The 25,343-nt window shown below is 64.4% G+C and carries 31 protein-coding genes; 19 read left to right on the plus strand and 12 right to left on the minus strand.

What is annotated here, in order from left to right; genetic code table 11:
- Window positions 1-173 precede the first annotated feature (173 nt).
- Entirely contained in the window at window positions 174-983 is an 810-nt protein-coding gene (locus ACSHT2_RS01190) for a cobalamin-binding protein (RefSeq protein ID WP_440640025.1), read from the minus strand.
- A 119-nt stretch (window positions 984-1,102) separates the two neighbouring features.
- Here ACSHT2_RS01190 and ACSHT2_RS01195 point away from each other — a divergent pair, with 119 nt between their 5' ends.
- Together ACSHT2_RS01195 and ACSHT2_RS01200 are read left to right on the plus strand one after the other, a co-directional pair.
- Window positions 1,103-1,501 carry a PaaI family thioesterase gene (locus ACSHT2_RS01195; RefSeq protein ID WP_319329453.1) on the plus strand — a complete coding sequence of 133 codons (399 nt, stop codon included), beginning with the start codon at window positions 1,103-1,105 and terminating at the stop codon, window positions 1,499-1,501.
- A gap of 152 nt (window positions 1,502-1,653) precedes the next feature.
- Window positions 1,654-2,259 carry an N-acetyltransferase family protein gene (locus ACSHT2_RS01200; protein ID WP_440640026.1) on the plus strand — a complete coding sequence of 202 codons (606 nt, stop codon included), beginning with the start codon at window positions 1,654-1,656 and terminating at the stop codon, window positions 2,257-2,259.
- 80 nt (window positions 2,260-2,339) lie between these two features.
- Here the strand turns inward: ACSHT2_RS01200 and ACSHT2_RS01205 are convergent, their stop codons facing one another.
- The 4 genes from ACSHT2_RS01205 to ACSHT2_RS01220 form a co-directional block, all read right to left on the minus strand.
- Window positions 2,340-2,645, minus strand: coding sequence for a hypothetical protein (locus ACSHT2_RS01205; RefSeq protein WP_028182079.1), 306 nt, complete (start codon window positions 2,643-2,645; stop codon window positions 2,340-2,342).
- Window positions 2,646-2,738: 93 nt separating this feature from the next.
- A complete protein-coding gene (locus ACSHT2_RS01210) occupies window positions 2,739-3,425 on the minus strand; it encodes a DUF2161 domain-containing phosphodiesterase (RefSeq protein WP_440640027.1) in 687 nt (228 codons plus the stop codon).
- A 99-nt stretch (window positions 3,426-3,524) separates the two neighbouring features.
- Window positions 3,525-4,205: an SDR family oxidoreductase gene (locus tag ACSHT2_RS01215; RefSeq protein ID WP_440640028.1), complete on the minus strand. Its 681-nt coding sequence runs from the start codon at window positions 4,203-4,205 to the stop codon at window positions 3,525-3,527.
- A 23-nt stretch (window positions 4,206-4,228) separates the two neighbouring features.
- Window positions 4,229-4,972: a tyrosine-protein phosphatase gene (locus ACSHT2_RS01220; protein WP_440640029.1), complete on the minus strand. Its 744-nt coding sequence runs from the start codon at window positions 4,970-4,972 to the stop codon at window positions 4,229-4,231.
- Between the two features lie 70 nt (window positions 4,973-5,042).
- On the opposite strand from ACSHT2_RS01220, the gene ACSHT2_RS01225 reads away from it, so the two are divergent.
- Complete coding sequence (locus ACSHT2_RS01225; RefSeq protein WP_440640030.1) at window positions 5,043-5,354, plus strand: MliC family protein; 312 nt, start codon at window positions 5,043-5,045, stop codon at window positions 5,352-5,354.
- Between the two features lie 113 nt (window positions 5,355-5,467).
- Here the strand turns inward: ACSHT2_RS01225 and ACSHT2_RS01230 are convergent, their stop codons facing one another.
- Window positions 5,468-5,671, minus strand: coding sequence for a DUF2735 domain-containing protein (locus ACSHT2_RS01230; protein ID WP_440640031.1), 204 nt, complete (start codon window positions 5,669-5,671; stop codon window positions 5,468-5,470).
- 539 nt (window positions 5,672-6,210) lie between these two features.
- On the opposite strand from ACSHT2_RS01230, the gene ACSHT2_RS01235 reads away from it, so the two are divergent.
- From ACSHT2_RS01235 to ACSHT2_RS01270, 8 genes are all read left to right on the plus strand, one after another.
- Window positions 6,211-7,245: a glutamine synthetase beta-grasp domain-containing protein gene (locus ACSHT2_RS01235; protein WP_124158961.1), complete on the plus strand. Its 1,035-nt coding sequence runs from the start codon at window positions 6,211-6,213 to the stop codon at window positions 7,243-7,245.
- A 195-nt stretch (window positions 7,246-7,440) separates the two neighbouring features.
- Window positions 7,441-8,142 (plus strand): GrlR family regulatory protein, encoded by a 702-nt coding sequence (locus tag ACSHT2_RS01240; protein WP_319329616.1) that lies wholly within the window; start codon window positions 7,441-7,443, stop codon window positions 8,140-8,142.
- A gap of 18 nt (window positions 8,143-8,160) precedes the next feature.
- The gene (locus ACSHT2_RS01245; protein WP_440640032.1) at window positions 8,161-8,844 is read left to right on the plus strand and encodes a substrate-binding domain-containing protein; all 684 of its coding nucleotides are present in this window, start codon (window positions 8,161-8,163) and stop codon (window positions 8,842-8,844) included.
- 32 nt (window positions 8,845-8,876) lie between these two features.
- A complete protein-coding gene (locus tag ACSHT2_RS01250) occupies window positions 8,877-9,698 on the plus strand; it encodes a tetratricopeptide repeat protein (RefSeq protein WP_440640033.1) in 822 nt (273 codons plus the stop codon).
- 71 nt (window positions 9,699-9,769) lie between these two features.
- Window positions 9,770-9,919 (plus strand): hypothetical protein, encoded by a 150-nt coding sequence (locus ACSHT2_RS01255; RefSeq protein WP_007609497.1) that lies wholly within the window; start codon window positions 9,770-9,772, stop codon window positions 9,917-9,919.
- Between the two features lie 256 nt (window positions 9,920-10,175).
- Complete coding sequence (locus ACSHT2_RS01260) at window positions 10,176-10,880, plus strand: GrlR family regulatory protein (protein ID WP_440640034.1); 705 nt, start codon at window positions 10,176-10,178, stop codon at window positions 10,878-10,880.
- A 246-nt stretch (window positions 10,881-11,126) separates the two neighbouring features.
- The gene (locus ACSHT2_RS01265; RefSeq protein WP_440640035.1) at window positions 11,127-11,585 is read left to right on the plus strand and encodes a hypothetical protein; all 459 of its coding nucleotides are present in this window, start codon (window positions 11,127-11,129) and stop codon (window positions 11,583-11,585) included.
- A 31-nt stretch (window positions 11,586-11,616) separates the two neighbouring features.
- Window positions 11,617-12,000 (plus strand): DUF302 domain-containing protein, encoded by a 384-nt coding sequence (locus ACSHT2_RS01270; RefSeq protein ID WP_440640036.1) that lies wholly within the window; start codon window positions 11,617-11,619, stop codon window positions 11,998-12,000.
- A 74-nt stretch (window positions 12,001-12,074) separates the two neighbouring features.
- On the opposite strand, the gene ACSHT2_RS01275 is transcribed toward ACSHT2_RS01270, so the two are convergent.
- The 3 genes from ACSHT2_RS01275 to dsbD form a co-directional block, all read right to left on the minus strand.
- Window positions 12,075-12,767 (minus strand): L,D-transpeptidase, encoded by a 693-nt coding sequence (locus tag ACSHT2_RS01275; RefSeq protein WP_440640037.1) that lies wholly within the window; start codon window positions 12,765-12,767, stop codon window positions 12,075-12,077.
- A gap of 254 nt (window positions 12,768-13,021) precedes the next feature.
- Complete coding sequence (locus ACSHT2_RS01280) at window positions 13,022-13,657, minus strand: DsbA family protein (RefSeq protein ID WP_440643019.1); 636 nt, start codon at window positions 13,655-13,657, stop codon at window positions 13,022-13,024.
- 41 nt (window positions 13,658-13,698) lie between these two features.
- Window positions 13,699-15,528: a protein-disulfide reductase DsbD gene (dsbD, locus tag ACSHT2_RS01285; RefSeq protein ID WP_440640038.1), complete on the minus strand. Its 1,830-nt coding sequence runs from the start codon at window positions 15,526-15,528 to the stop codon at window positions 13,699-13,701.
- Window positions 15,529-15,631: 103 nt separating this feature from the next.
- Here dsbD and ACSHT2_RS01290 point away from each other — a divergent pair, with 103 nt between their 5' ends.
- Both ACSHT2_RS01290 and ACSHT2_RS01295 read left to right on the plus strand, forming a co-directional pair.
- Window positions 15,632-16,294 (plus strand): response regulator, encoded by a 663-nt coding sequence (locus tag ACSHT2_RS01290; RefSeq protein ID WP_319329466.1) that lies wholly within the window; start codon window positions 15,632-15,634, stop codon window positions 16,292-16,294.
- Window positions 16,291-17,604: an ATP-binding protein gene (locus tag ACSHT2_RS01295; RefSeq protein ID WP_440640039.1), complete on the plus strand. Its 1,314-nt coding sequence runs from the start codon at window positions 16,291-16,293 to the stop codon at window positions 17,602-17,604. The genes ACSHT2_RS01290 and ACSHT2_RS01295 overlap by 4 nt, the downstream gene beginning before the upstream one ends.
- Window positions 17,605-17,786: 182 nt before the next feature.
- Here the strand turns inward: ACSHT2_RS01295 and ACSHT2_RS01300 are convergent, their stop codons facing one another.
- Entirely contained in the window at window positions 17,787-18,518 is a 732-nt protein-coding gene (locus ACSHT2_RS01300; protein ID WP_440640040.1) for a DUF3750 domain-containing protein, read from the minus strand.
- A gap of 503 nt (window positions 18,519-19,021) precedes the next feature.
- Here ACSHT2_RS01300 and ACSHT2_RS01305 point away from each other — a divergent pair.
- From ACSHT2_RS01305 to ACSHT2_RS01315, 3 genes are all read left to right on the plus strand, one after another.
- Complete coding sequence (locus ACSHT2_RS01305; RefSeq protein WP_440640041.1) at window positions 19,022-19,375, plus strand: hypothetical protein; 354 nt, start codon at window positions 19,022-19,024, stop codon at window positions 19,373-19,375.
- A 269-nt stretch (window positions 19,376-19,644) separates the two neighbouring features.
- On the plus strand, window positions 19,645-21,267 hold the full coding sequence (locus tag ACSHT2_RS01310) for an ABC-F family ATP-binding cassette domain-containing protein (protein WP_440640042.1): 1,623 nt from the start codon (window positions 19,645-19,647) through the stop codon (window positions 21,265-21,267).
- Between the two features lie 70 nt (window positions 21,268-21,337).
- On the plus strand, window positions 21,338-22,213 hold the full coding sequence (locus tag ACSHT2_RS01315; protein WP_440640043.1) for an MBL fold metallo-hydrolase: 876 nt from the start codon (window positions 21,338-21,340) through the stop codon (window positions 22,211-22,213).
- An 86-nt stretch (window positions 22,214-22,299) separates the two neighbouring features.
- Here ACSHT2_RS01315 and ACSHT2_RS01320 read toward each other — a convergent pair whose 3' ends face one another.
- Entirely contained in the window at window positions 22,300-22,548 is a 249-nt protein-coding gene (locus tag ACSHT2_RS01320) for a hypothetical protein (RefSeq protein WP_128934182.1), read from the minus strand.
- 197 nt (window positions 22,549-22,745) lie between these two features.
- On the opposite strand from ACSHT2_RS01320, the gene ACSHT2_RS01325 reads away from it, so the two are divergent.
- The gene (locus ACSHT2_RS01325; protein ID WP_440640044.1) at window positions 22,746-23,210 is read left to right on the plus strand and encodes a cupin domain-containing protein; all 465 of its coding nucleotides are present in this window, start codon (window positions 22,746-22,748) and stop codon (window positions 23,208-23,210) included.
- 6 nt (window positions 23,211-23,216) lie between these two features.
- On the opposite strand, the gene ACSHT2_RS01330 is transcribed toward ACSHT2_RS01325, so the two are convergent.
- Entirely contained in the window at window positions 23,217-24,179 is a 963-nt protein-coding gene (locus ACSHT2_RS01330; RefSeq protein WP_440640045.1) for an alpha/beta hydrolase, read from the minus strand.
- Window positions 24,180-24,319: 140 nt separating this feature from the next.
- Between ACSHT2_RS01330 and ACSHT2_RS01335 the strand changes: the two genes are divergently transcribed.
- Both ACSHT2_RS01335 and ACSHT2_RS01340 read left to right on the plus strand, forming a co-directional pair.
- Window positions 24,320-24,997, plus strand: a complete 678-nt coding sequence (locus ACSHT2_RS01335) for a nitroreductase (protein ID WP_440640046.1) — start codon at window positions 24,320-24,322, stop codon at window positions 24,995-24,997.
- 132 nt (window positions 24,998-25,129) lie between these two features.
- Window positions 25,130-25,333 carry a hypothetical protein gene (locus ACSHT2_RS01340; RefSeq protein WP_100234549.1) on the plus strand — a complete coding sequence of 68 codons (204 nt, stop codon included), beginning with the start codon at window positions 25,130-25,132 and terminating at the stop codon, window positions 25,331-25,333.
- Window positions 25,334-25,343: the final 10 nt, after the last annotated feature.

Below are 25,343 nucleotides of genomic sequence, written 5' to 3' on the forward strand. Positions count from 1 at the left end.
GAGAACTGAATTCGATGTGCTCGCGATGTCGAGCTTGAAGCAGCAGAACGCTTTAAACCTCTGACCGTCATTCTGAAGCGCGAGCGAGCCTCGAAGGCGACGGCGCTGCTGCATCGGGGCTGCTCATCCTTCGAGGCTCCCAGCACGGTGCTTCGCACCGCGCAGTTCACACCTCAGGACGAGGGGGTAGACAGGCTCAAGTGTGTCCCCCACAACGCCGTCACGATTGCCTCGAGGCCGTCCGTCAGTGCCGCTGGTCCCGGCTGCAATATGATCGGCGACTTGATCTCGACGATGCGGCCGTTGCGCACGGCGGGGATGTCGCTCCAGCCATTGCGCGCACGGATACGGGCGGGCACGACCTTCTTGCCGCACCATGATGCGAGGATCACGTCAGGCGCAGCCTCACGCACGGCCTCCGGTGAAATGATGCGATCCTTTGCCGCCTGCCGATGCCGCAGTTCCGGGAAGACATCCGCGCCCCCAGCGATCTCGATCAACTCGGACACCCAGCCGATGCCAGAGATCAACGGATCGTCCCATTCCTCGAAATAGACCCTTGGTCGAGGCGATGGGCGGGGCGTAGCTGCGATCGCCGCGACGCGCCGCCCCAAGCCTTGCGCGAGGTCTTCCGCGCGCCCGGCGGCGCCAACCAGTGCACCCAGCGTGCGGATCATCGCCAAGATTCCGGCGACGTCGCGCTGGTTGAAGACGTGCACATCGATGCCGGCGCGGACGAGGTCGGCGACGATCCCGGCCTGGAGATCGGAGAAGGCCAGTACGAGGTCCGGTTCCAATGCCAGAATCTTCGGGATGTCCGCTGACACGAAGGCCGACACCCGAGGCTTCTCGCGCCGCACCTGCGGTGGGCGGACGGCGTAACCGGAGACGCCGACGATGCGCTTCTGCTCGCCGAGCAGATAGAGCGTTTCGACCGTCTCTTCGGTCAGGCAGACGACGCGGCGAGGCGGGAAGTGGCGCATGGGAGGAGCATATGCGCAAATGCGGGCGCCGATGTCAGCATGGCCATTACCTCGGACGTCATTGCTTTGCCGACTGAAGCAATTCACGCTGAGACAACAAGCAATTGGGAGGAGATCCGATGACGCCGCTCGAGAAACTTAAAGCGATGAAGATGCCGTTCGCCGAGCTCAAGGGCGTCGAGTTTGTCGAGGCCGAGAAGGACCGCGTGGTGGCGCGGATGACGGTCCGGCCCGATCTCTGCACGCTTCACCACACCATCCATGGCGGGGCAGTGATGGCGCTGGCCGATTCCGTCGGCGCGGCGGCGACCGTGATCAATCTGCCCGAGGACGCCAAGGGCACGACCACGCTGGAGAGCAAGACCAATTTCATCGGCGGGGCCAAGGAGGGAACCATGGTCATCGCCACCGCCACTCCGGTTCATCGTGGCCGGCGGACCCAGATCTGGACCACCCGGCTGGAAACCGAGGACGGCAAGCTGGTTGCCGTTGTGACCCAGACGCAACTGGTCCTGTAGGACTACGGGGGCTTGATTCTATTAACGAATTAGTCGCTCCCGCTGCCTCTAACTTGGGCAGGTCCCCATCTTGAAAATTATGGTGCGATGCACAATATTGGGGGCCTAGGGATTCGAACGCCTCCTCGAGGGACACCAAGAGGAGTTCTGACGTGGTACTTGAAGAGACCGTCCGCACCGCTCCCGGCTATGTACGGACCTTGATCCAGCAGGAAGAATTGCCGCTCCTGCGCGACCATCTGCTGAGGCTTGATGCCGGCAGCCGACACGACCGTTTCAACGGTTTTCTCGACGACAGCTTCATCGAGCGTTACGCCGCCCGCTGCGCCGAGGACGGCACCGTGATCGTTGCCTATATCGTCGATGGCGTGGTCCGCGGCGCGGCCGAGCTGCATCCCCCGGAAGATGGCTGCTTGCCCGAGGTCGCCTTCAGCGTGGAAGCTTCCGCGCGCCGCCATGGTGTCGGCACGGTGCTGTTCCGTCGCCTGATCGCGGAGGCGCGCTGGAAAGGCTACAGGCAGCTGCGCATCACCACGGGCGCCGAGAATCACGCGATGCGGGCGCTCGCCAGGAAGTTCGGGGCGCATCTGGCTTTCCGCCAGGGCGAATCGACCGGTACGATCGACCTCGCCAAGACGCCTGAGGCCGAGCTCGCCGATCTTGCGGCCTCTCCGTTCATGGCCGGGCGCGCTCTTCTCAGCTTCAACAGCACTTGCTGGAAGCTGATCTCGAGCATGTACGGCAATCGCGCCGCATAGCCTGAAAGTCACGGACAGGAATCAAAAAGCGGACCGGCACGGCCGGTCCGCTTTCGTATTCTGGGGCGGGAAATGAACGCTCAGGTGCCGGTGCGCTTGTCGTTGCCGAAACGGCGGACGACGCGGCGCTCGACCACCACGGAGCGCTGCGCGCCCTGTTCGCCGGCGATGACGCGCGTGGCAGTGATGCGGCTGTTGGTGCGGGCCTGCTTCTTCACCTCGGCCTGGACGACGTCGAGCGGCATTCCCATCAAGGCTGCGGCGATCTCGGCCTGCTGCGCCTGATCGTCGGTAATACCGACGGCGGCGAAGATCGCCTCGTCCAGGGTGGGCGGATCGTGGCGCACGCGCCGCGTGCCATATTTGGTGTTCCAGTCTGCGCTCATAACGGCCTCGTTGATGCCGGAATACCTAGTGCCCTGAATGTTGCATTGCAATATGAAATCGTTGTGGCAGCTCAGCTATGCACCGTTCGGGTGTCATGGCGGTGACGCAGCACCTGCGCCGACCTCTACCCGTTGCTGAGGCCAGCGCTTCAGGGCTGCGTCGCCGGCTTCGGTGAGCCGGTAAATCCCCCGCTCAGTGCGTTCGAACCAGCCATACACATTGTTAAGCAAGATCTTGCCGGCATCGGGACAGCGTTCGCGCAGCTCGCGCACGCGCTTCGGGCCCTCGGCAAGCGCCGACGCGCAGGCCAGTGCCTGCTGCCGATAGGCCGTCATGATCGGTGCGCGGGTGCTGCCGCCGAGCACGGGATCGCCCTGGCGCCGCTGATGCTCGACAACGAGGCGCGAGCGCACCTTCGGCTCGCGGCGTGGCGCCGCAGTCGGCGGCTTCACCAGCACTTCGACCTGGCCGCGATCGGTCACGCCAAGCATGCCGAAGCCGAGTCGGCGGCAGAGATTGCGGTAGCGCGCATCGCTCTCGCGTCCCTTGCCACGCGCCGACATCTTCGCCGCGATCCAGACCTCGTCGCCGGCCGGCGCACGGTCGACCGCCTGCAGGATCAGCTCGAGATTGAAGCTAAGCTTGAGCTCGCCGATGACCACGACCGGCGGATCGCCGGCGCTGAGACCGACGAGATCGCAGCCGCCGATCTCGCCCTTGACCGTGAAGCCAAGCTCTTCGAGGAAGCGTTTGACGGGAAGATAGAGTGCGGTTTCCAAGGGAGCGTCCGATCGGAGAATCAGTCGGGAGCAGTCTAGGGCCTTCTCGGTCCAGATTGAATCAGAGCCGCCGCTCGGATGCTGCCGACAAGCTTCGACTTACATCCGCCCGCCCACCGGGACCAGCGCACCGGTGACACCGCTTGCGGCGTCGCTGGCGAGGAACAGGATCACCTCGGCGAGTTCCTGTGGCGTGACCCATTTGGAAAAGTCCGCTTTCGGCATGTCGGACCGGTTGGCCTTGGTGTCGATGACCGAGGGCAGCACGGCATTGACCGTGACCTTACCCTTCCATTCGTTGGCGAGCGCTTCGGTGAGGCGATGAACGCCGGCTTTCGCCGCGGCATAGGGGCCCATGCCGCTGCCGGCCTGGAGCGCGCCCATCGCGCCGATATTGACGATGCGGCCAGCCTTGGACCCGACGAGGTGCGGCAGCGCAGCGCGCGAGGTGTTGAGCGCAGTGAGCACGTTGAGCGCATGCATGCGCTGCCACGTTTTCATGTCGCCGTCGCCGACGGTCTCGAAGGTGAAGCCGCCGGCAATGTTGATCAGCGCATCGAGCCGGCCGAAATGCTTTGCCGCCGTCTCAACGGCCGTCTTCGCCTGCGCCGCGTCGGATAGGTCGACGCTGCCGATCTCGATGCGGTCAGCGCTTGCGGGACCTTGCGAGGGCGCGTGATCGATGCCGGCAACGCGCGCGCCGCGTCCCAGCGCGGTCTCGGCGACCACCTTGCCGAGCGCGCCGAGCGCGCCGGTCACGATCAGGACCTTGTCTTGCATCATCGTTCTCCCGGCGCGGTGGCCTATGATTGCAGATAGCGATCCTTCAGCGCGGTTCGCTCTGCTGTGCCGAGCTTGAGCCCGTCGCGCAAATAGCTTTCGAGATCGCCATATTCGCTGCCGACCGCTTCGAAAGCTGCTGCCAGGTACGAGGCTTCGACGCTGCCGATCGCGTCGAGAACATCGGCCGGAAGGTCGGAGGCGTTTGCAGCGTCGCGCTTGTAGTGCCGGTTGGTCAAGAGATAGTCCTCGGCAATGACGTCGTCGGGCACGCCCAGCGCATGCAGGATCAGCGCGCTGGCGAAGCCCGTGCGGTCCTTGCCGGCGGTGCAGTGGATGACGAGCGGCGCGCGGTCTTCCAGCAGGTGGCCGAACAGCGCGCGAAAGCAGTGCGTGTTGTGGCGAACATAGTTGCGATAGGACTCGCGCATGAGCTCGAGCGCCACCGGCGCGGTGAGCGTGCCCCGGGCGAGTTCGGCGCGCAGCGCGGCGACGACGGTCGGCTCGATCGGCAGCGAATGCACAGTGATCTCGTTCACGACGCAGATGCCGGCTGCGCGCTCCTCCAGCCCACGGAAATCGAATGCGCTTCTGACGCCGAGTGCACGGACGATCTCGACATCGGCAGCGGTGAGCTGGCCGAGATGATTGGAGCGGAAGATGTGCCGCCAGCGCGTGATGCGGCCATCGGTGGTCGGATAGCCGCCGAGGTCGCGAAAATTGCTGGCGCCTTGCAGGGCGAGATGGCGGGTAGGGGAGTCTGACATGAGACCAGCTTGGGTTATGTTCCATTGGACGCACGACGGGCGTCCTTCAGGGCTAGTAGAGGGGGCGATCATGGGCTGCCACAAGGCCATTCTTTTGGCGGTCACCATGCTTGCGGGCGGAATTTGCTACGTGCGGCAGGCTGATGCGCAGACGTTCCAGACCTATCGCTGTGCCGACGGTACCCAGTTCATCGTTGGTTTTTATGAAGGCGACAAGCGCGCCTTTCTGCAGATCGATGGTGAGCCCGTCACGCTCGCCAAGCGGCTGGCAGTCTCTGGCGCGCGCTATTCGGGGGCGGGTATCATGCTGATCATCGGGAAGGCCGGGACCACAACGGTCAAGCATCTGAAGCGGCCGGTCACGGCCTGCGCGGTAATCTGAACGGCGTGGTTCAGGCAGGAATCAAAAAGGGCCGAAACGCCGTTGTTTCGGCCCTTTTCAAACTGCCGCCGGGCGACTGCGAGAGCGCGGCGGTCTCAAACCAACGATAGGCATCAGCGATCCCATTTCGGCTTGGCTTCGTCGACCGCATCCTGGTGATACCAGCTGTCGCTGCAGATCGAGACGTTCGAGGGCAGCGAGGCGTGATCGGCAGGAAGGCGGGTCTCGCCAAAACGGCGTCCCCCGAGCGCCGCACGGCCGCCGACGGGGAATTGGTAGATCTTCGCAGATCCGTGACTAAGACCATTGTTCATCATTACGATTTCTCCTTGGTCGAAGCGCCTTGGCCTCCATGGTGCGCCCGACTCGTTCGATTGTGGTTACTGGAATCCCCATATCGGCCGCGCTTCCCGGATTGGAAAGTGCTGAAAAGGAAATCAGTTTTCGCCCATTTTGTAGGCAGGTGGCCTTTTGCATCCTCGAAGGCAGGATGCAGCTGACCAACGCGTGGGCCATTCCGAAGGTTGCTGGGGAGGGACCGAAGAGTTTGCGAAAATTGCCGGACGTTGATGCGCGTTTAGTCGGCAACTTCCGGGACGATGGTCGCTGCTCCAGAATCGGGCGTTTTCCGAGGGATTTTGCGGTGCAGCTTCACGTGAAGGTGCGCGGCTATGACGCACAGTGCCGTGAGTGGTTCGGCGGCGACGCGGTGAGGCCGGCCGCGGTGGAAAACCGCCCGTACTGCGGCTTTTTGGCACGTAAAATGCTTAGGAAGGGCCGGCCGATGATGGCCGGGTACAAAACGTGCGGGGGCCTCCAGGCCCCCAACCTTTCGCATCATCTACAGAGAGGCTCAATGACCAAGTACAAGCTCGAGTACATCTGGCTCGACGGATATACGCCGACTCCGAATTTGCGCGGCAAAACTCAGATCAAGGAATTCGCGTCGTTCCCGACGCTCGAGCAGCTTCCGCTCTGGGGCTTCGATGGCTCCTCCACCCAGCAGGCCGAAGGCCACAGCTCCGATTGCGTGCTGAAGCCGGTCGCGGTGTTCCCGGACGGTGCGCGCACCAACGGCGTGCTGGTGATGTGCGAAGTCATGATGCCCGACGGCAAGACCCCGCATCCGTCCAACAAGCGCGCCACCATCCTGGACGACGCCGGCGCCTGGTTCGGCTTCGAGCAGGAATACTTCTTCTACAAGGACGGCCGTCCGCTCGGCTTCCCGGAATACGGCTATCCGGCGCCGCAGGGCCCGTACTACACCGGTGTCGGCTACAAGTTCGTCGGCGACGTCGCCCGCAAGATCGTCGAAGAGCATCTCGACCTCTGCCTCGCTGCCGGCATCAACCATGAAGGCATCAACGCGGAAGTCGCAAAGGGCCAGTGGGAATTCCAGATCTTCGGCAAGGGCTCCAAGAAGGCCGCTGACGAAATGTGGATGGCCCGCTACCTGATGCTGCGCCTGACCGAGAAGTACGGCATCGACATCGAATTCCACTGCAAGCCGCTCGGCGATACCGACTGGAACGGCTCGGGCATGCATGCGAACTTCTCGACCGAGTACATGCGGACGGTCGGCGGCAAGGAGTATTTCGAGGCGCTGATGGCCGCCTTCGACAAGAACCTGATGGACCACATCGCCGTCTACGGCCCGGACAACGACAAGCGTCTGACCGGCAAGCACGAGACTGCGCCGTGGAACAAGTTCAGCTACGGCGTTGCCGACCGCGGCGCCTCGATCCGCGTTCCGCACTCCTTCGTCAACAACGGCTACAAGGGCTATCTGGAAGACCGTCGTCCGAACTCGCAGGGCGACCCCTACCAGATCGCTTCGCAGATCCTGAAGACGATCGCCTCCGTGCCCACCGACAAGAAGGCCGCGGCCTAAGATCCTCCCGGCCCGGGCTGGGGGGCTGGCCCGGGTTGGTCTCAATCCGCCGGAGCTGCAAGGCTCCGGCGGATTTTTGCATTTGAATGACGGCCGTTCCCGTGTCTGCCGACCTCGGCTTCGCGAAACTTGTCCATTGCCGCCGAAAGCGGGATAGAGTGGCCCAGGATGCGCGCAGGGCCGGGGACACGGCTGGTGTTTGAAGGCTTCTACAAGGTGAGATTTCAGCTCGGCGATGCCGTCGGCCGGAGCGTGATGCATGCCGGCAATGGCAAGATGCTCGGCGGCAATTCGGCCTTCGCCCATATCGGCACCTACGAGAAGACCGGCGAGGGCGTGGACGTCGTGATCAGCACCGTCCGTCACAACCACGATCCGAACTACCGCGCCATGGCCGGGACCGACGATGCCACCTTGATCGCGAAGGGCTGGGCCGACGGCGATCTCTATCGCTTCAAGGGCGAGCTCAAGGAGCTGCCCGGCGTGCCCTTTCAGTCGCTGATGACGCCAATCACCGAAGACGAAGTGCCGATCGCAGGCGGCGTCGGCGAAGCGGGCATCGCCGATGGTCTCTACTCGCTCCATCTGCGGATGCTCGACGGCCTCGGCGGCGGTCTCACCGGTGTGATGCTGCTCAACGAGGGCCGCATCCTCGGCGGCGACGCGTCGTTCTATTATCTCGGCAGCTACACCGCCGCGAACGGCCGCTGGAAGGGCCAGATTCTCAATCAGGAGCACACGCCGGCCAAGGACGATCCGATCTTCGGCGGCCACGAGGTCGGCATCGGCTTCTCCGGCAGCTATGACAGCGAACAGGTGGTGCTGGAGGCGACAGCGCTGGCCGGCAAGCGCAGCCTGCGCCTCACCGCCGCGCTCAAGCTGATGCATCGCGCCTGATCGCGCCAGGAACTGCTCATGGAAAACGTTCGTATGCTCTCGACGCTCGGCCTCATGGGCGCGATGCGCAGCCTGTCGTCTGCCTGCGAGGCTGCGACGGGCATCCATGTCGATGCCGATTTCGCGCCGACCTTGGCGCTGCTGAAGCGGCTGCGCGAGGGCGAGGCCGCAGACCTCGTCATCCTCACCCGCGAAGGGCTCGACGAGATGATCGGCGAGGGGCGCGTGATTGCCGAGAGCGCGGCCGATCTGGCGCGGTCCTTCGTCGGCATCGCCGTGCGGGCCGGGCAGGCGCACCCCGATATTGGCAGCGAAGCGGCGCTGTGCACAACCCTGCTCGCAGCGCGGTCCGTCGCCTATTCGCGGCTGGGGGCGAGCGGCGTGTACTTCGCCGGGCTGATCGTCCGGATGGGGATTGCGGCCGAGATCAACGCCAAGGCCACCATCGTCGAGCAGGGATTCACGGCCGAGCGGCTCGCGGCCGGCGAGGCGGACCTCGCCGTGCAGCAGATCAGCGAGCTGAAGCAGGTTGGCGGCATCGAGGTCGTCGGCCCGATCCCGCACGATTTGCAGACGCCGGCCGTGTTCTCCGCCGGCCGCATGGCGAACGCGAAGCATGCCGACGCGGCGGATCGGTTGCTGCGCCATCTGGCGTCGCTGGAGGTCGCCCCCGTCCTGCGCCAGTCGGGACTTGAGCCTTGAATTTGCCGAGGCGGAGACGCAACGTGATGATCATGCGGACTTACCTCCTTGCCATGCTCTTCGCGCTCGCCGTGCCCCTGACGGCGCAGGCGCAGTCGGCCGATCTCGTTCTGTGCGACCGGGTCGCTGCCGATCCCAGCGATCCCGACAAGCCGGCGGACGTGAGGGGCGTGGCGGAGATTGCGGCCTCCGACGTCGCGACCGCGATCAGGTTCTGCAAGCAGGCCGCGCCAGCCTCGCGGCGCGCGATGTTCGCGCTCGGCCGCGCCTATGCGGCCAACAGGCAGACGGCCGACGCGATCGCGGCCTGGCGCAAGGCCGCCGACAAGGGATCGAGCGCGGCCATGGTCGAGCTCGGTGTCGTCTACGCCACCGGCTCGGGCGTCGCCAAGGACGAAGCGCAAGCGCGAAAGCTGTTCGAGAAGGCGGCGCAGGCCGGCAATCCCCGCGGCGTCAGCAATCTCGCCGCGCTCGGCGGCGCAGGTGGGGCCGCGCCGGCCGATCCCGCGCAGGCACGCGCGCTGCTCGGCAAGGCTGCCGAGACCAACGCGGAAGCGCAGTACCAGCTCGGCCTGATGCTCTCCGAAGGCACGGGCGGTGCCAAGGACGACGCCGCGGCGCGTGCACTGTTTGAGAAGGCGGCGGCACAGAACCATCCCGGCGCATTGGAGCGGATGGGCGCCTTCGCGCAGGAAGGCCGCGGCGGTCCGAAGGACAAGGACGCCGCAAAGGCCTATTACGAGCGCGCCGCAGCGCTCGGCGACGAGGACGCCAAGAAGGCGCTGGAGCGCATTCGCTGTCCCTATGCGATCAAGGACAAGCAGGGCAAGCTCGTCACCACGTTGTGCTTTTGAGCAGAGCAAGGACCTGACGGAACCCGGCTCGCGCATACGTCGTTGACGTCCGGACAAAACGGAGCGCGATCATGATCCGCAAACTGGCATCGGGCGAATACCGCCTCTATTCCCGCAAGGTGAATCCGAAGACCGGCAAGCGTCGTAACCTCGGTACTTTCAAGAGCCGTGCAGCCGCCGAGAAGCACGAGCGCGAGGTGCAGTACTTCAAGCGTCACTGACACGTCGTGAAGCGCCTTTTCCGCCAGTCGGCCGCAAAAAGTCGCAAAACAACCCTATGCACAGTAGCCAAGCCACTGAAATCACACGCTTGCTGATTTTTCGAAGTCGATTTGACCCGCCGGGCAAAACAGGGGCATAATGGGACCATGGCGGTGAACGTCCCGTGGCCGGTGCTGCGCGGAAAAGCCGGTGGCTTCAGTGCGGCGACGATGCTAGGTAGCCCGCATTTGTTTTCCGATTTGTGGATTCAGGGCATTGCTGGACGGGCTCTACAAGGTTGAATACGGCGTCAACGACGGGTTCGGCCGCAGCATCATGTGCCTGCATGACGGCAAGATGCTGGGCGGCAATTCGGGTTTTGCCCATCTTGGCACCTATGTCGAGCGCGATGGCGAGATCATCGCCGAGGTCATCACCGAGCGACACAACCACGATCCCAACTACAAGCCGCTGATGGGTGCCGACGTCGCCTCGATCGGGGCGCGCGGCCGGCTCCACGGCAACCAGATCCGTCTCGAGGGCGGCGCGGACACCATGCCGGGCGCCAAATTCTGGGCCAATCTCACGCGGCTCGACGATGGGGCGCTGCCGTCGCGCGGCACGATTGGGCAGGGCGGCATCGCCAACGGGCTCTATGGCATGAGCCTGCGCGCGCTCGACGGGATCGACGCCGGACTGTCCGGCGTGATGCTCCTGATCGATGGCCGCATCCTCGGCGGCGATGCGTTCTTCTACTATCTCGGTTCCTATTCCTCGGCGGACGGTCGCTGGAAGGGCGAGATGCTGAACCAGGAGCACACGCCGGCGAAAGGGCAGAACCCCGTGTTCGGCGGCTACGAGGTCGGTATCGGCTTCTCCGGGACCTGCACGGAAGACAGCGGCGAGCTCGAAGGCATCGCGCTCGCCGGCAAGCGCAGCCTGCGGCTGGTGGCGTCACTGAAGCTGATGCGGCGGGCTTAGGACGCGTACTCACACAAGTTGTGTCAGCCACTCGAAATGGCGGACATGAATGCTGTTCAGGATGAACGGCGTCCTTGGGCCGAAGCAGATTTCGGGCACGAAGTCGCAGCTTGAGCTGGGATAGACTTTGGCAAGGAGCAAGTCTCCGGCATCCGATCCAGGCGATTGCGGACCAAACCAATGGCCATGCAACTTAGGAACAAACCAGAACCCCAAGCGTAGTCGGGCCAGCGCGTGGAGGATTTCATGACGACGACGCGAAACCGGGTGCCTCTCCATTCTTCCGACAGCGACAACCGGCGCGTCAGGCGCGCGATGCGGGCCAACGTGGCCTATTTCGCCGAACACCGCGATCAGATCGCCGGCCGCCTGCGTGAAATCGACGAGGAGTGGGATATCGAAAGGGCGATCGAAGCCAATGCTGCGGTGATCGCCTTCGCCGGCATCGCGTTGGCGGCCACCAACAGCCGGCGCTGGCTCGCCCTTCCGGCGTTGGTCACGAGCTTTCTGTTTCAGCACGCGATCCAAGGCTGGTGCCCTCCGGTCCCGGTTTTGAGAAGACTGGGCTTTCGCACGTCCTACGAAATCGAGGAGGAACGCCGAGCCCTCATGGCGCTGAGAGGCGATTTTGGACACGTGGCTGAAAGCGCCGACGCGGCCCTTCGGGCTTCTACCGGTGAGACGAACGCGACCGTACCGGCGTAGCTCTGCCGCTCACTCAGTAGAGGAATTTGGAATGTCCTACTACTTCGCGAAGAAGCTTGACCTTCCTTTTGCGGAAGCCGTCGACCGAGCGATATCGGCGCTCAAGGGCCGTGGATTCGGGGTGTTGACCAGGATCGACGTGCAGTCGACTCTGAAGGAGAAGATCGGGGCCGACTTTCGACCCTACGTTATACTCGGCGCCTGCAATCCAAAGATGGCTCATGAGGCGCTGATGGCCGAGGACAAGATCGGCACCATGCTTCCGTGCAATGTGATTGTTCAGGAAGTCGCCGGAAAGACGGAGGTCGCGGCGGTTGATCCGGTCGCGTCAATGCAGGCCATACAGAACGACACCTTGAGAGCCATCGCGGAAGAAGTTCGCGGTGAGTTGAAGGCGGCGATCGAAGCGATCTAGATCGTTCTGCCGTTACTTGCGTCGCGTCGGTTCGACGACATGTCGGACCTCGATCAGGTATCGCGACGGCAGAATCATTCGCGGGAGGCTGCGGTTTCCACGGAAGCCGGAAGCACCACGACCTTGGCTCCCGATGGAACGCGACGATAAAGATCGATCACGTCCTGGTTCATCATACGAATGCAGCCGGACGACACCGCCTGGCCGATCGTCCACGGCTCGTTGGTGCCGTGAATCCTGTACAGCGTGTCCTTGCCGTTTTTGAACAGGTAGAGCGCGCGCGCACCGAGCGGGTTCTGCGTGCCGCCGTCCATGCCTCGGGCCCACTTGACGTATTTGTCCGGCTCGCGTGCGATCATGTGCTTGGTCGGTGTCCAGCTCGGCCATTTACGTTTCATGGCTACGTCAGCCGTACCTGACCACGCCATGCCGGCCTTGCCGACGCCCACGCCGTAGCGCACTGCCTTGCCACCTTCCTGCACAAGGTAGAGAAATCGGTTCTTCGGATCTACGACAACGGTCCCGACAGGCTGTCCGGTCGGATCGTCGACGAGTTGACGCATGTAGCGAGTCTTCAAGTCGCGGACAGGAACAGCAGCAATGGTGTAGTCTCCGTCCGAGACCGCATCATATCGAGAATCGGATGTCGCCGCGTAGGTTGCGGCCGCGGCCTTGGGCATGATGTCGGAATCGGAGACACAGCCTGCGAGCGCCATCGGCAGAAGTAGCGCCGCAAGAACCGCCGCCCATCGCTTGTGAGACATCATTTTGGCTCCTTCGGCGCGGCCTGCCGGCGCGCGTTCGCGACCGCCCGCCGGAAGCCGACGTAGTCGAGTTTGTTGTAGAAAAGATCGCTGATCAGGTACGCCGGCGTACCAGCCCGGGAAAGATCCTACGCTCCATGCGTCCGTCCTTGAGAGAAGGCGTGCCTCCGAGATTCGACGATCCCGGCGTGCCACCGCCGATGGCGGCAAGCCTCGATCTCCAGCTTGTGCCAGGCCTGAGAGCGGCTTCGCGTTGCTCACTTCTTTGCCCCGCGGGCGCGCGCGTCCGCAGCGACGCGCTTGAAGCCTTCGTAGTTCAGGGCCTGCGTCACACGGTACTGGCCGACGATGTAGGCGGGCGTGCCCCTCAGCCCCAGCGAGTCGGCCTGGGCGAGGTTGCGTCGCAGGAGCTTGGTGATGTCGTCGCCGTGGGCCTGGAGATCGGCATCGAGACGAGCCATGTCGACGCCGGACTTCGCGATCGCTTCCCGCATCCGCTCGGCGGGAATTTTCGGCCCGGGAATTCCCATCATTGCGAAGTGCGCGGCGTCGTAGCGGTTCTGATACTTCGCGGCCAGAGCCCACTGCGCGCCCTTGATCGAGTCCGGCGTAAGGATCGGCCAGTCCTTGTAGACGAGGCGGATCTTGCCGTCGGTCTTCACCAGCCGCTCGAGCTCGGGCTCCGCTTGCTTGCAGAAGGGGCAATTGTAGTCGAAGAAAACCACGATCGTCAGATCGCCCTTCGGGTTTCCCGCGGTCGGTGCCGCGGGATCGTACAGGATCGCTTCGCGCGATACGTCTGCTTCGGAGGGGCCGTCGTCGGCGCGCGCGGGACCGACCAGGTAGCCAACGCCCGCGACGGCGATCATCTGGGCGAGCGTGCGTCGGGAGATGTGCTGAAGCATGTTGCCTTCCCTTTTCCGTGAGTTTGGGGTCAGTCGGCCGAGGCGACGGCCGACAATTTTCCGAGCAGGGCGTCGGCATCGACGGCCCCGATGATTTTGGTGGTGGGTTCGACGCTTCCGTGCGCGCCGAACAGCAGGATCGTCGGCGGCCCGACGATGCCGAAGCGCTTCATCAGGGCGCGGCTCGCGTCGTCGACGGCGGTCACGTCGGCACGCACTATCCTGAAGTCTTGCAGCCGCTCGCGTACTTCAGGTTTGCGCAGGACGGCATCCATGGCCCTGCATTCGACGCACCAGTCGGCGGAGAAGTCGAGCATGACCGGCTTTTCGTCGGCGCGCGCCGCGGCGAGTTCGTGGTCCAGTGCGACGACCGACCGGATCGTTCGGACGGGGGCTTCGAGTCCGGTCTCGCGGGTCACGAAATGGTCGAGGATGCGTGTCGCGTCGAGATTGTCGTCGTCCGCCGAACCGATCATCAGGACCGAGCCGACCAGAAGCGCGAAGCTCGCCATGCCCATCGAGACGAACCTCCATCGACTGTGCGCCATCAGGAACTGCGTACCGAAATAGACGGAGATGCCCGTCGCGAGCGCGCCCCACAGCTGCAGCGTGGTCTGCTGCGACAGAACGCGAGAGAAGATGGAGATCGCGACGGCGAGCAGGATGAACCCGAAGGCATGCCTGACGCGGACGAGCCAGCGGCCGGGCTTGGGCAGGAAGCGCGGCCCTAGCGCTCCGAAGACGAGAAGCGGCACGCCCATGCCGATGCCGAACAGGAAAAGGGCGGCCATGCCGCGCACGACGTCGCCGGTCCGGGCGACGTACAGCAGGGCGGTGGCAAGCGGAGGTGTCACGCAGGGGCCGGCGATCAGCGCCGATCCGAACCCGAGAACAGCGGCGGCGGCCAGCGGCCCGCGACCGCCTCCGGAGGCCGCGCCCGATATCCGCGCGACAAAGGCAGCCGGCAGCTGGATTTCGAAGAAGCCGAACATCGACAGCGAGAGGATGACGAGGACCGCGCTGATCACGCCAAGCGCGAGCGGTGTCTGCAGCAGGATCTGCAGGTTCTCTCCGGATCCCGACCAGGCCGCGAACGCGCCCAGCGTCGCGTAGGCAGATGCCGACGCGCCGACGAAAGTCGCCGCGAGGGCGAGACCGCGACCGAACGAAAGTCGCTGCTGCGAACGGGCCATCAGGCCGAAGAAGATCGGCACCAGCGGGAAGGTGCAGGGTGAGAATGATAGCAGGACGCCGAAACCGAAGAACGATGCCAGCGTGCCGCCGAGCCTCACCCAGTCGGAGATGTCCGCGTCAGGTGTGGGGGCAGCCTTCGTCAAGCCACCATCTTCTGGTTCGCTGGCTGCGTCCGGAGCATCCACGAAACGTGATGAGGATCCGGGCGACATCGCGCTGGTGTCGTCGCGGTCCTTGATGGCCAGCGTCTGCAGATCGATCGTCTTGGCGACCGGCGGGTAGCAGATCTGGTACTGTTCCGCACAGCCCTGATAGGTCACTACGATTTGGTGCAGCCCTCGCAGATCGGTGGATGCGATCTCAGCCTTTGCTGAGTTCCGGTAGATTTCCTGCGGCCCGAAGTCCGGATCATCCTTTGGTTCGCCCTGCGGCGTCCGGACCGTGACGGGCGTCCCGGGAACTACTGCGTTCTTGGCGGCGATCATGGCGCGGTAGAGATAGCTGCCCGGTCCGATCGCCCAGACGAGGGAGAGCCCGGCATCGTCGCGCGAAACCTTCAATTGGAACGCCTGGTCGGCGGAAGGCGGCGTTCCTGCCCGGGCCAGCGCGAAGGAGGACGACAGGAGAACGAGTAATATGACCGATAGTCGATGAAAGCCCGGCATGTTCTGTGGCGGCCCTGCGTCTTGTGAGCGGATGCCGCGACTTGGATAGTCTACCTTAAGCCAGCCTTAAGGCGGGCGACCGAGAGGAGCCTCGGAGAAAATGATGCGCATACTCGTTGTCGAAGATGATCCGATCCTGTCCGACGGTCTGCGAGCGGGCCTGTCTTTGACGGGTGCGACCGTCGACGCGGTCGCCACCTGCGAGGACGCCGATAACGCGCTCTCGACGTCCCGCTACTCGGCAGTCGTGCTCGACATCATGCTGCCGGATGGCAGCGGCCTGGATTTGCTGCGCAGGCTCCGGGGACGCCGGGACGCGACGCCCGTTCTTCTCCTGACGGCGCGCGACAGCGTCGGCGACAAGGTCTCCGGATTGGATTCCGGAGCCGACGACTACCTGGCGAAACCGTTCGATCTCGATGAACTGGCCGCGCGCCTGCGCGCCATCGTCCGCCGGGAAGGCGGGCGTGCGGGTCCGACCATGACCTACGGCGCCATCGTGCTTTCACCGGCTGATCTCTCGGCGACCGTCTCAGGCGAACCGATCAACCTGTCGCGCCGCGAGTTTGCCATCCTGGCAGCGTTGATGGAGCGTCCGGAGCAGGTCCGCTCGCGTGCCGAACTGGAGGAACGCCTCTACGGTTGGCAGGAGGACGTGGAAAGCAACGCAGTCGAGGTTCATATCCACAATCTCCGCAACAAGATCGGGAAGGATGCGATCCAGACGCTGCGCGGCGTAGGCTACCGGATGGGGACCGTCCGATGAGGTCCTTGAGACTGAGACTGTTCGCGATACTGCTTGCCGCGACCGGGATCGTCTGGGTGGCGGCGGTCGTCTGGATCTACGTCGGAAGCCGCGACGAAGTAGAGCATGTTCTCGACACGCGCCTGCAGGAGGCCGCGCGCATGGTGGCCTCGCTGGCCTCGGGACTCGACAACCTTCCCGGACACTCCGCGCCTGCGGCCGCGCAGCCGCTCGGCAGCTACGAACGCCAACTGTCGTGCCAGATCTGGTCGCTCGACGGTCGCATGGTCGCCAAGTCGAGCGGCGCGCCCGACCAGCAGCTCTCGCCCGCCGCATCCGGCTTCTCGGACCGGATCATCGACGGCGAACCCTGGCGCGTGTTCTCCGTCGAGGATGCCGACCACAATCTGCGAGTGATGGTCGGGGACCGTGTCGGGCTGCGGGAGCGCCTGGTGACCGATCTGATCAAGGGACTCATGCTGCCCGCGCTGCTGATCGCGCCGCTGCTCGGCGCCGCGATCTGGGCGAGTGTCGGACAGGGCCTGCGCCCGCTGCGACAAATGGCTCAGGATCTCGGCGCGCGGGAGCCGGACGATATGCGGCACGTGGAAACCGAGCGGGCCCCGGCCGAGGTTAGGCCGCTGGCGGTGGCCCTGAACGGCCTTCTCAGCAGGGTTGAGGCCGCGCGCCGGCACGAACGCGAGGTAACCGCCTTCGCCGCGCACGAACTGCGCACGCCGCTCGCGGGCCTGAAGACGCAGGCTCAGGTGGCTCTGGCTGCCGACGATCCGCAGGTCGTCCGTGGTGCGCTCGAGCAAATCGTAACCGCCGTTGATCGCAGCACGCGCCTGGTGCGCCAACTGCTGACGATCGCAAGGCTGGACTCCGACACTGTCGACGCGCCGCTGGCGCCCGTCGCGGTCGGGCCGATTCTGGAGGAAATCGTCGCCGCTACGCCAAGGCACGAACGGACGATCGTGACGATCGATGCCGGCGTCCGAGCGATGGTGCTCAACACGAACGCCGAATGCCTCCAACTCGCGCTTCGGAACTTGCATGAGAACGCCGTACAGCATACTCGAGAGGGACGTGTGGTCTGGACCGCTGGGAAAAACGCCATCGCGATCGAGGACGAGGGGCCGGGAATCCCCCCCGACGAGCTCGACCAAATCGGCAAGCGCTTCTTCCGGGGAAGACTAAGGAGCCCGATCGGAAGCGGGCTGGGCCTTGCGATCGTGAAGCTCGCGCTTGCGAAGGTCGGAGCGAAACTCAGCATATCGAATCGCGAAGGTCGCAGCGGCACCAGATCGGAGCTGACGTTCGATATTTGAGCAACGATCAGTGTCGCAGCATACCGCGCCCAGGCAAGATCGTGATGCCCGGTCTTATCGATCTGCTCGTCGCGTCTATTCGTGCGGCTCGGCAAATCGGCATTCCCGCCGACGAGTTGGTGCGGTTCCAGGGCAGCAGCCGGGGTCAGCTTCGTTGACAGCCGCAACAACAGGAGTGCCCCTCACAGGCCCGGTGGTACCCCAAAACGGCCGAGGCCAGGGAGTTTGAGCGCGGGGCGTCGGATGTCGAAGCCGAGCACGGCACCGAAGAAGTTGATCTCCAGGCCTTCGATCCAGCCGATCGAGAAGCCAACGTATCCGGCAAGCGAAGCATAGATGCCTGTGCCGGACGCCGTTAGGCCGAACCATCTGCCGGTGTACGGGAAGTCCTTGCCGATCGCGGTCGGCGGCAGGATGGCTCCGAGCTCAGGGATGGAGTCGAGTGCGGCCTGCACGAAGGTGTTCGAATTGGGACCAGGCCAGACGCTGTAGTCTCCATGGGATCGAAACTTGTAGTTTTCGATCACATACCGGATTTTCGGTATCAGCGCCTCCGCGCGCTCTCCATCTACGGCGACAATGGTTTCCGGCGCAGCGCCGAACCACCGCCCGTCCGGCGCGAAGCCGTTGGTGCGGATCGGCTGGCCCCACGCCGTGTAGTCGTACCGGGTGTAGGTCGCCGCATCTTTCTCTTTTACGACGATCCAGGTGTGAATTGCGAAGATGCTGCGCCATCTCACCGTTCTCGCCCCGAACACCCGTATTACGGCTTCGCGATGATCGGCAGCGGCGACCAGAAGACCCGCACTCGACCGATCGGCCGTTTGCCAATTCTGGCGGTCATCGCCCAGCCAGAAATATCTCGCCGCCGATGCGGCAAGCGGTGCGAAGACGAGGAACAGAAAGATGAGCAAGGGCTTCTTCAATGGAGTGGTACGGCGAGGCGTTCGACAAACCATATAGTTCGCATGAATGCCGCCGCCATAGCTGCTCCCGTGGTTCCCAACGCGCTTGTCACCAGAGCCGGACGGGCACCTGAGATCAAGTCGTTGTTCCGCAACCCGCACCAGGACTGGAGCGCGCACATGGACATGAAGGACGCCGCGGCAATGACGGAAGCCTCCGGGCTGACGGACGATCAGGGCGGCATGCAGCAGACTTCGAGCTCGCGGTCGGGTCCCGGAGAGCAAAGAGGGGCTTTCAGCCCGCAACTCCGTTCGCCCTCGTCGGACACCGCGAAGCGGTGGGCCGACCGGTTGCGCGAGGTGACAATGAAGGCGCCTTTGAGGTCGTTGCTTGTTGCTTTTCTAGCCGGAGCATGGATCGCTCGCCGCCGATAGGCGCTGTGAGCTTGCGCGCTTCATCACGAGGAACCCAGCGATTTCGGAGCTGGCTGGCAGATCGAGGGAGAGGACAAATGAGGCTTCTTGCGGCGGCCGTGACCATTCTTCTGGGCACTGTTTCGTTCTCTATGGCGCAAAGCTCGGGAGGCACTTCTGGCGGCTCTTCATCCAGCGGCGGCGCGAACGCAACCGGTTCGGGCGGCGCGGGTGGCTCGACGCTCTCGAATGGGACCACGCTGAGCGGAACGGGCGGTTCGCCAGGCCCCAACACGCTCAATGCGAAAAGCCGGGGAACGACGGGCGAGAGACCAGGCGCAACCCCTTCCGGTCAGGAAGGCGGTGGATCTCGACCGACTTACAATACGCCCGCCGCGAACGCTGCCATCCAACAGCTTGGAAATGCCAATACCGGCATCCTCAAGAAGTGACGATTCGATGCAGCCTGCACTATCGAGGCAGGTATCGACCGTCGAAAGCCCCGGTGGCCAGCCAATGTAGATCGTTCCCGGCAAAATGCGTCGCTGGGTGATGGCCCGCGCGCCGAGATGCGGGCCCTCGAGGTCCGTCATCCCCAAAACTGCGGTTTGAACGACGGTCTTGGCCCCCGATGGTGCTGGATCCGGGCCTGTCCCGGGCTTCCCCTGGGGGGCCGTATGGCCTATGACGCTGCAACGCAAAAATCCCCCCAAAAGACCTCATGATCCGCCTCGACAACGTCAGCAAGCAAGCCGGCCACCAAATCCTGTTCATCGAAGCTTCCGCCGCCCTGAACAAGGGCGAGAAGATCGGCCTCGTCGGGCCGAACGGAGCCGGCAAGACCACATTGTTCCGGATGATCGCCGGCGAGGAGCTGCCCGACGAGGGCCAGGTCTCGACCGATCGCGGCATCACCATCGGCTATTTCAACCAGGACGTCGGCGAGATGTCTGGCCGCAGTGCGGTGGCCGAGGTGATGAATGGCGCAGGGCCCGTCAGCGAGGTCGCGGCGGAGCTGCGCGAGCTCGAGGCCGCGATGGCCGATCCCGACAAGGCCGATCAGATGGACGAGATCATCGCGCGCTACGGCGAGGTGCAGCATCGTTTCGAGGAATTGGACGGCTATGCGCTCGACGGTCGTGCGCGCGAAGCGCTGTCCGGCCTCGGCTTCAGCCAGGAGATGATGGACGGTGACGTCGGAAAACTCTCCGGCGGCTGGAAGATGCGCGTGGCGCTGGCGCGTATTCTCCTGATGCGTCCCGACGTGATGCTGCTCGACGAGCCGAGCAACCATCTCGATCTCGAAAGCCTGATCTGGCTGGAGAAATTCCTGCACGACTACGAAGGCACGCTGCTGATGACCTCGCATGACCGCGAGTTCATCAACCGCGTGATCTCCAAGGTGATCGAAATCGATTCCGGCTCTCTCACCACCTACACCGGCGATTACGAATTCTACGAGCAGCAGCGGGCGCAGAACGAGAAGCAGCAGCAGGCCCAGTTCGAGCGTCAGCAGGCCATGCTCGCCAAGGAGATCAAGTTCATCGAGCGTTTCAAGGCGCGCGCCTCGCATGCCGCCCAGGTGCAGAGCCGGGTGAAGAAGCTCGACAAGATCGAGCGGGTCGAGCCGCCGCGCCGCCGCCAGAGCGTGGCGTTCGACTTTCCGCCGGCGCCGCGCTCGGGCGAGGACGTCGTGGCGCTCAAGAACGTGCACAAGGGCTATGGCAGCAAGCGCATCTATGACGGCCTCGACTTCATGATCCGCCGCCGCGAGCGCTGGTGCGTGATGGGCATCAACGGCGCCGGCAAGTCGACGCTGCTCAAGCTCGTCGCCGGTGCGAGCGAGCCTGACGAGGGCACGGTGGCGCTCGGGGGCAGCGTCAAGATGGGCTATTTCGCCCAGCACGCGATGGACCTGCTCGACGGCGAGCGCACCGTGTTCCAGTCGCTGGAGGATGCGTTTCCGACCGCGGGGCAGGGCTCCTTGCGCGCGCTCGCCGGCTGCTTCGGCTTCTCCGGCGATGACATCGAGAAGCGCTGCCGCGTGCTCTCCGGCGGCGAGAAGGCGCGCCTCGTGATGGCCAAGATGCTGTTCGATCCGCCGAACTTCCTGGTGCTGGACGAGCCGACCAACCATCTCGATCTCGCCACCAAGGAGATGCTGATCAATGCGCTGTCGGATTTCGAGGGCACCATGCTGTTCGTCTCGCACGATCGCCACTTCCTGGCGACGCTGTCGAACCGCGTGCTGGAGCTGACGCCGGAGGGGATCCACCAGTACGGCGGCGGCTACACGGAATATGTCACGCGCACCGGGCAGGAGGCTCCGGGGTTGCGGAGCTAGCATTCCGCTGCGCGGCTTGACGCGTTGACGCCTCGCGCTACGCTCCCTCAAAAAAGGGAGCGGAACGGCGATGAAGCAACTCCGGATTGGCGACATCACCATCGATGCGGTGATCGAGCGGGAAGGGCCTTGGCGGCGGCCGCAGGATTTTTTCCCAGACTATGACGAGGGCGTGTTCGCCCGTCATCTGCCGACGATGGAGCCGGAGGTGTTCGACGCCGAGCGCGGCATGATGGTGATCACCTATCAGACCTTCGTGGTGCGCACGCCGCGCTATACCATCCTGGTCGATACCTGCACCGGTGAGGACAAGGGGCATCCGCCGCCGTTCGACTTCCCCGGCAAGGCGCGCTGGCGCAACGAATTGTTCGCGCTCGGCGTCGGCTTCGAGCAGATCGACTACGTCTTCTGCACGCATCTGCACATCGACCACACCGGCTGGAACACGACCTTGCGCGACGGCCGCTGGGTGCCGACGTTTCCGAACGCGAAATACGTCTTCCACAAGGGCGAGTATGCGGCCTGGGAAGCCGAGCATGCCAAGGGCAACAATCCGCCGGGCACGGTCTTCCGCGACAATTGCCTGCCGATCGTCGAGGCCGGGCAGGCGCTGCTGGTCGATGACGACTACGCGCTCGACGATACCGTCACGCTGACGCCGACGCCGGGGCATTCGCCCTGCCATTGCTGCGTCAACATCTTCTCCAAAGGCCAGCGCGCCGTGGTCGCGGGCGATCTCATGCATCACCAGATCCAGTGCCGCGAGCCTGACTGGTCGGCGAAGCCGGACTGGGATGCAAAACAATCAGCGGTGTCGCGGCGAAAATTCTTTGCGTCGGTCGCCGACACCGACACGCTGATCCTGCCGATCCATTTTCCAACGCCGACGGTGGGGCTGATCAAGCCGCTGGATGGAGCGTTCGATTACCGCTTCAAGCGGGAGTGACTCTTTCCGTCATGGCCGGGACAAGCCCGGGCATGACGAGTTCGTGGAGCAACCGCTCGCTGAAGAAGCAGCGGATTCGCAGCGCCTTAGGCGCTGGTCTCGCACTTCTTCATGAAGCTGTTCTTGGCGGCGCCGGCGAGCGGCTTGCCGTCGGAGCCGACCGCCTTGGGTGCGCAGGCATCCGCCTTGCACTTCTTCAGGAACGAGGTCTTGGCGGCGCCGGCCAGCGGCTTGCCGTCCTTGCCGATCGCCTTGCTCTCGCAGGTTTCCTGCGCGAAGGCCGAGCCCGCCGCAAAGGTGGCTACGATCGCTGCGAGAAAAATCCGCTTCATCATGGGTGTCTCCCTGGACCAGAAATGGCCGGCAGATTGGAGCCGGGAATCGTGGCGCAATCAAGCAGGATGAGCACCGATCGCCGTCTCCCTGGCGGTTTTTGCGCGCGATCGGTAACTGTCTTCGTCTGTTGCACCGCTCGCTGACCCGGCCGCGCCATCCTGCTAGCTTCAGGCAGTTGAGATGGAGGAGCATCGTCATGGACGCCACGATCCCGCAGGGCGAACGATCCGCCGATCGGCATTCCCACCTGGTTCGGCCCCAGGACATGGACTGGCAGAAGACCCGCTTTGCGGGGTGCGAGGCCAAGACGCTGCTGTTCGATCGCCGCACGGGCCTGATGACCGCCCTGATGCGCTTTGCGCCGGGATCGGTGCTGCCCGATCACGAGCATGTCGGCATCGAGCAGAGTTGGGTCATCGAAGGCGCGCTTGTCGACAAGGAGGGCCCGGCCAAGAACATCGCTTGCAAGGCCGGCGAATTCATCTGGCGCGAGGCGGGCAGCCGGCATGCTGCGTGGTGTCCGGACGGCGCCTTGATCCTCGCGATCTTCCAGGTGCCGAACAAGTTCTTCGAAGCCGACGGCCGCGTCGTCGACGCCTCCGGTCAGGACTGGGACGAGACGTGGGGGCACACCGCGGCGCAGCGTGCGCGGAGCATCTGACCGACTTCAGGCACCCCGCGCGAGCAGCGCCTTGAAGTCCGCGCGTGCGCGCTGCGCCTCGGCGCGTGCGGCCTCGGAGGCATCGCCCATGCCGAAATAGCCGTGGATCAGGCCGGGGCCCTCATGATGCTTGACCCGCACGCCGGCCGCTTCCAGCGCGCGCGCATAGGCCGCGCCCTCGTCGCGGAGGGGATCGAACCAGGCGGTGGTCACGATCGCGGGGGCGACGCCGGCAAGGGATGCCGCGCGCAGCGGCGAGACACGCCAGTCCGTGGCATGGCCGGGATCGGCAAGATAGTGGCCGCAAAACCATTCCATCGTGGCGCGCGTGAGGAAGTAGCCTTCGGCATTCTCGGCGCGGGACGGAAAGCGCGCGTTCTCGTCCGCATCGGCGTAAGCGCCGAGGACGTCGGTCACGGGATAGACCAGCAATTGCGCGGCGAGCTTGATGCCGGCGTCGCGGCAGGCGATCGCGGTGGTCGCTGCGAGATTGCCTCCGGCGCTGTCGCCGGCAACGCCGAAGCGGTTTGCATCGCCGCCAAATTCCGCGACGCGGCCAAACACGTCGCTCACGGCGGCAAAGGCATCCTCGAACGCACCGGGAAAGCGCGTCTCGGGCGGACGGCGATAATCGACGGAGACGACCACCGCGCCGGTCTCGATCGCAAGGTTGCGCGCCTGCCGGTCGTGGGTCTCGATGTCGCCCGCGACCCAGCCGCCGCCGTGGAAGAACACCACGGTCGGTGCCGGCGTGGTGCCGACCCGATAAATACGTGCATCGAGCGGCCCGGCGCCGCCTTTCACCTTGATGTCCTGCACGGTATCGACAGACGGGGGCGGTATGGCCGCGCGCGCGGCAGCCAGTGCGCGCAAGGAATCGCGGGCGCTCTGTGGCGTCATCGTGGTGGGATCGCGCATCGGCATGAGCGGAATGATCTGGGCGATGACGGGATCGAGCGGCGCGGCCATTTGAGTCCTCACTGGGTGTGGCGGGTCCACACAGGGTTCTTGGTCTTGCTTGGTCGTGAGCATAGGTTTTGCGCGCCGCGTCGGCAACTGGCACCGCGTTGCAATGTGGGCGGGACGAACAAGGCAGGGAGGTTCACGAGGTGGAATTCGAAACGCTGGTCCAGTCGCGCCGCAGCGTGCGCGGCTTCAGGAACGAGCCGGTGCCGCGCGCGGTGATCGAGGCGATCATCGAAAGCGCCAAGCGCGCGCCGTCGTCGATGAACACCCAGCCCTGGCATGTCCACGTGCTCACCGGCACGCCTCTGGAAGAGGTGCGCCGCCGCAACATGGAGGAGATGGCCAGCGGCGCCACGGTCAAGCGCGACATCGTCAGCCACGGCGAGTACCAGGGTGTGCACCGCACGCGGCAGGTCGACATCGCCAAGAAGCTGTTCGGCGCGATGGGAATTGCGCGCGACGACAAGCCGATGCGGCAGGACTGGGTACTGCGCGGCTTCCGCCAGTTCGACGCGCCGGTCTCGCTTGTGCTGACTTACGACCGTGTCCTCGATCCCGGCGCGGTCTGCCACTTCGATCTCGGCGCGCTCTGCTACGGCATCGTGCTCGCGGCGTGGGACCGCGGCCTCGGCTCCGTGATCAACGGACAGGGCATCATGCGTTCCGACATCGTGCGCGCGGTCGCCAGGATTCCGGAGAATGAGGTCATCATGACCTGCGTCGCGATGGGCTATCCCGACGATGGCTTTGCCGCGAATGCCGTTCGCTCGGACCGCGAGCACAACGACGAGTTCGTGCGTTACGTGGGTTTTGCCGATTAACGCGGCAAAGAGGAGATTATTCTCTGGCGGAAATTTTTGCTGCGGAGTCCTGGGCGGCCTCTTGCAATCTCCAAGGTGCAGGAGGAACAATACGCGGACTGATAGGTTTGTTGCTGGCGCGAGGGAATTGATATGCGGCGGCTGGCTAGCCTGGTTCGACGGTTCTTCGGTCCGCGACTGCGGCACACGATCGATGACGATCCAAGTCTTCCTTTCACACCCGAAGAGTTCGGCCGGCTGATTCGCAGCGGCCGGCACGAGGACATGAAGCTGCTGGCAGAGGGGCTGGCCTGCCGGTCCATCCCGCGCCGCGCCAGCTACCGCGCCACCCATTAGGCCGCGTTCG

This window comes from Bradyrhizobium sp. PUT101, from assembly GCF_052043945.1.
Classification (GTDB): Bacteria; Pseudomonadota; Alphaproteobacteria; order Rhizobiales; family Xanthobacteraceae; genus Bradyrhizobium.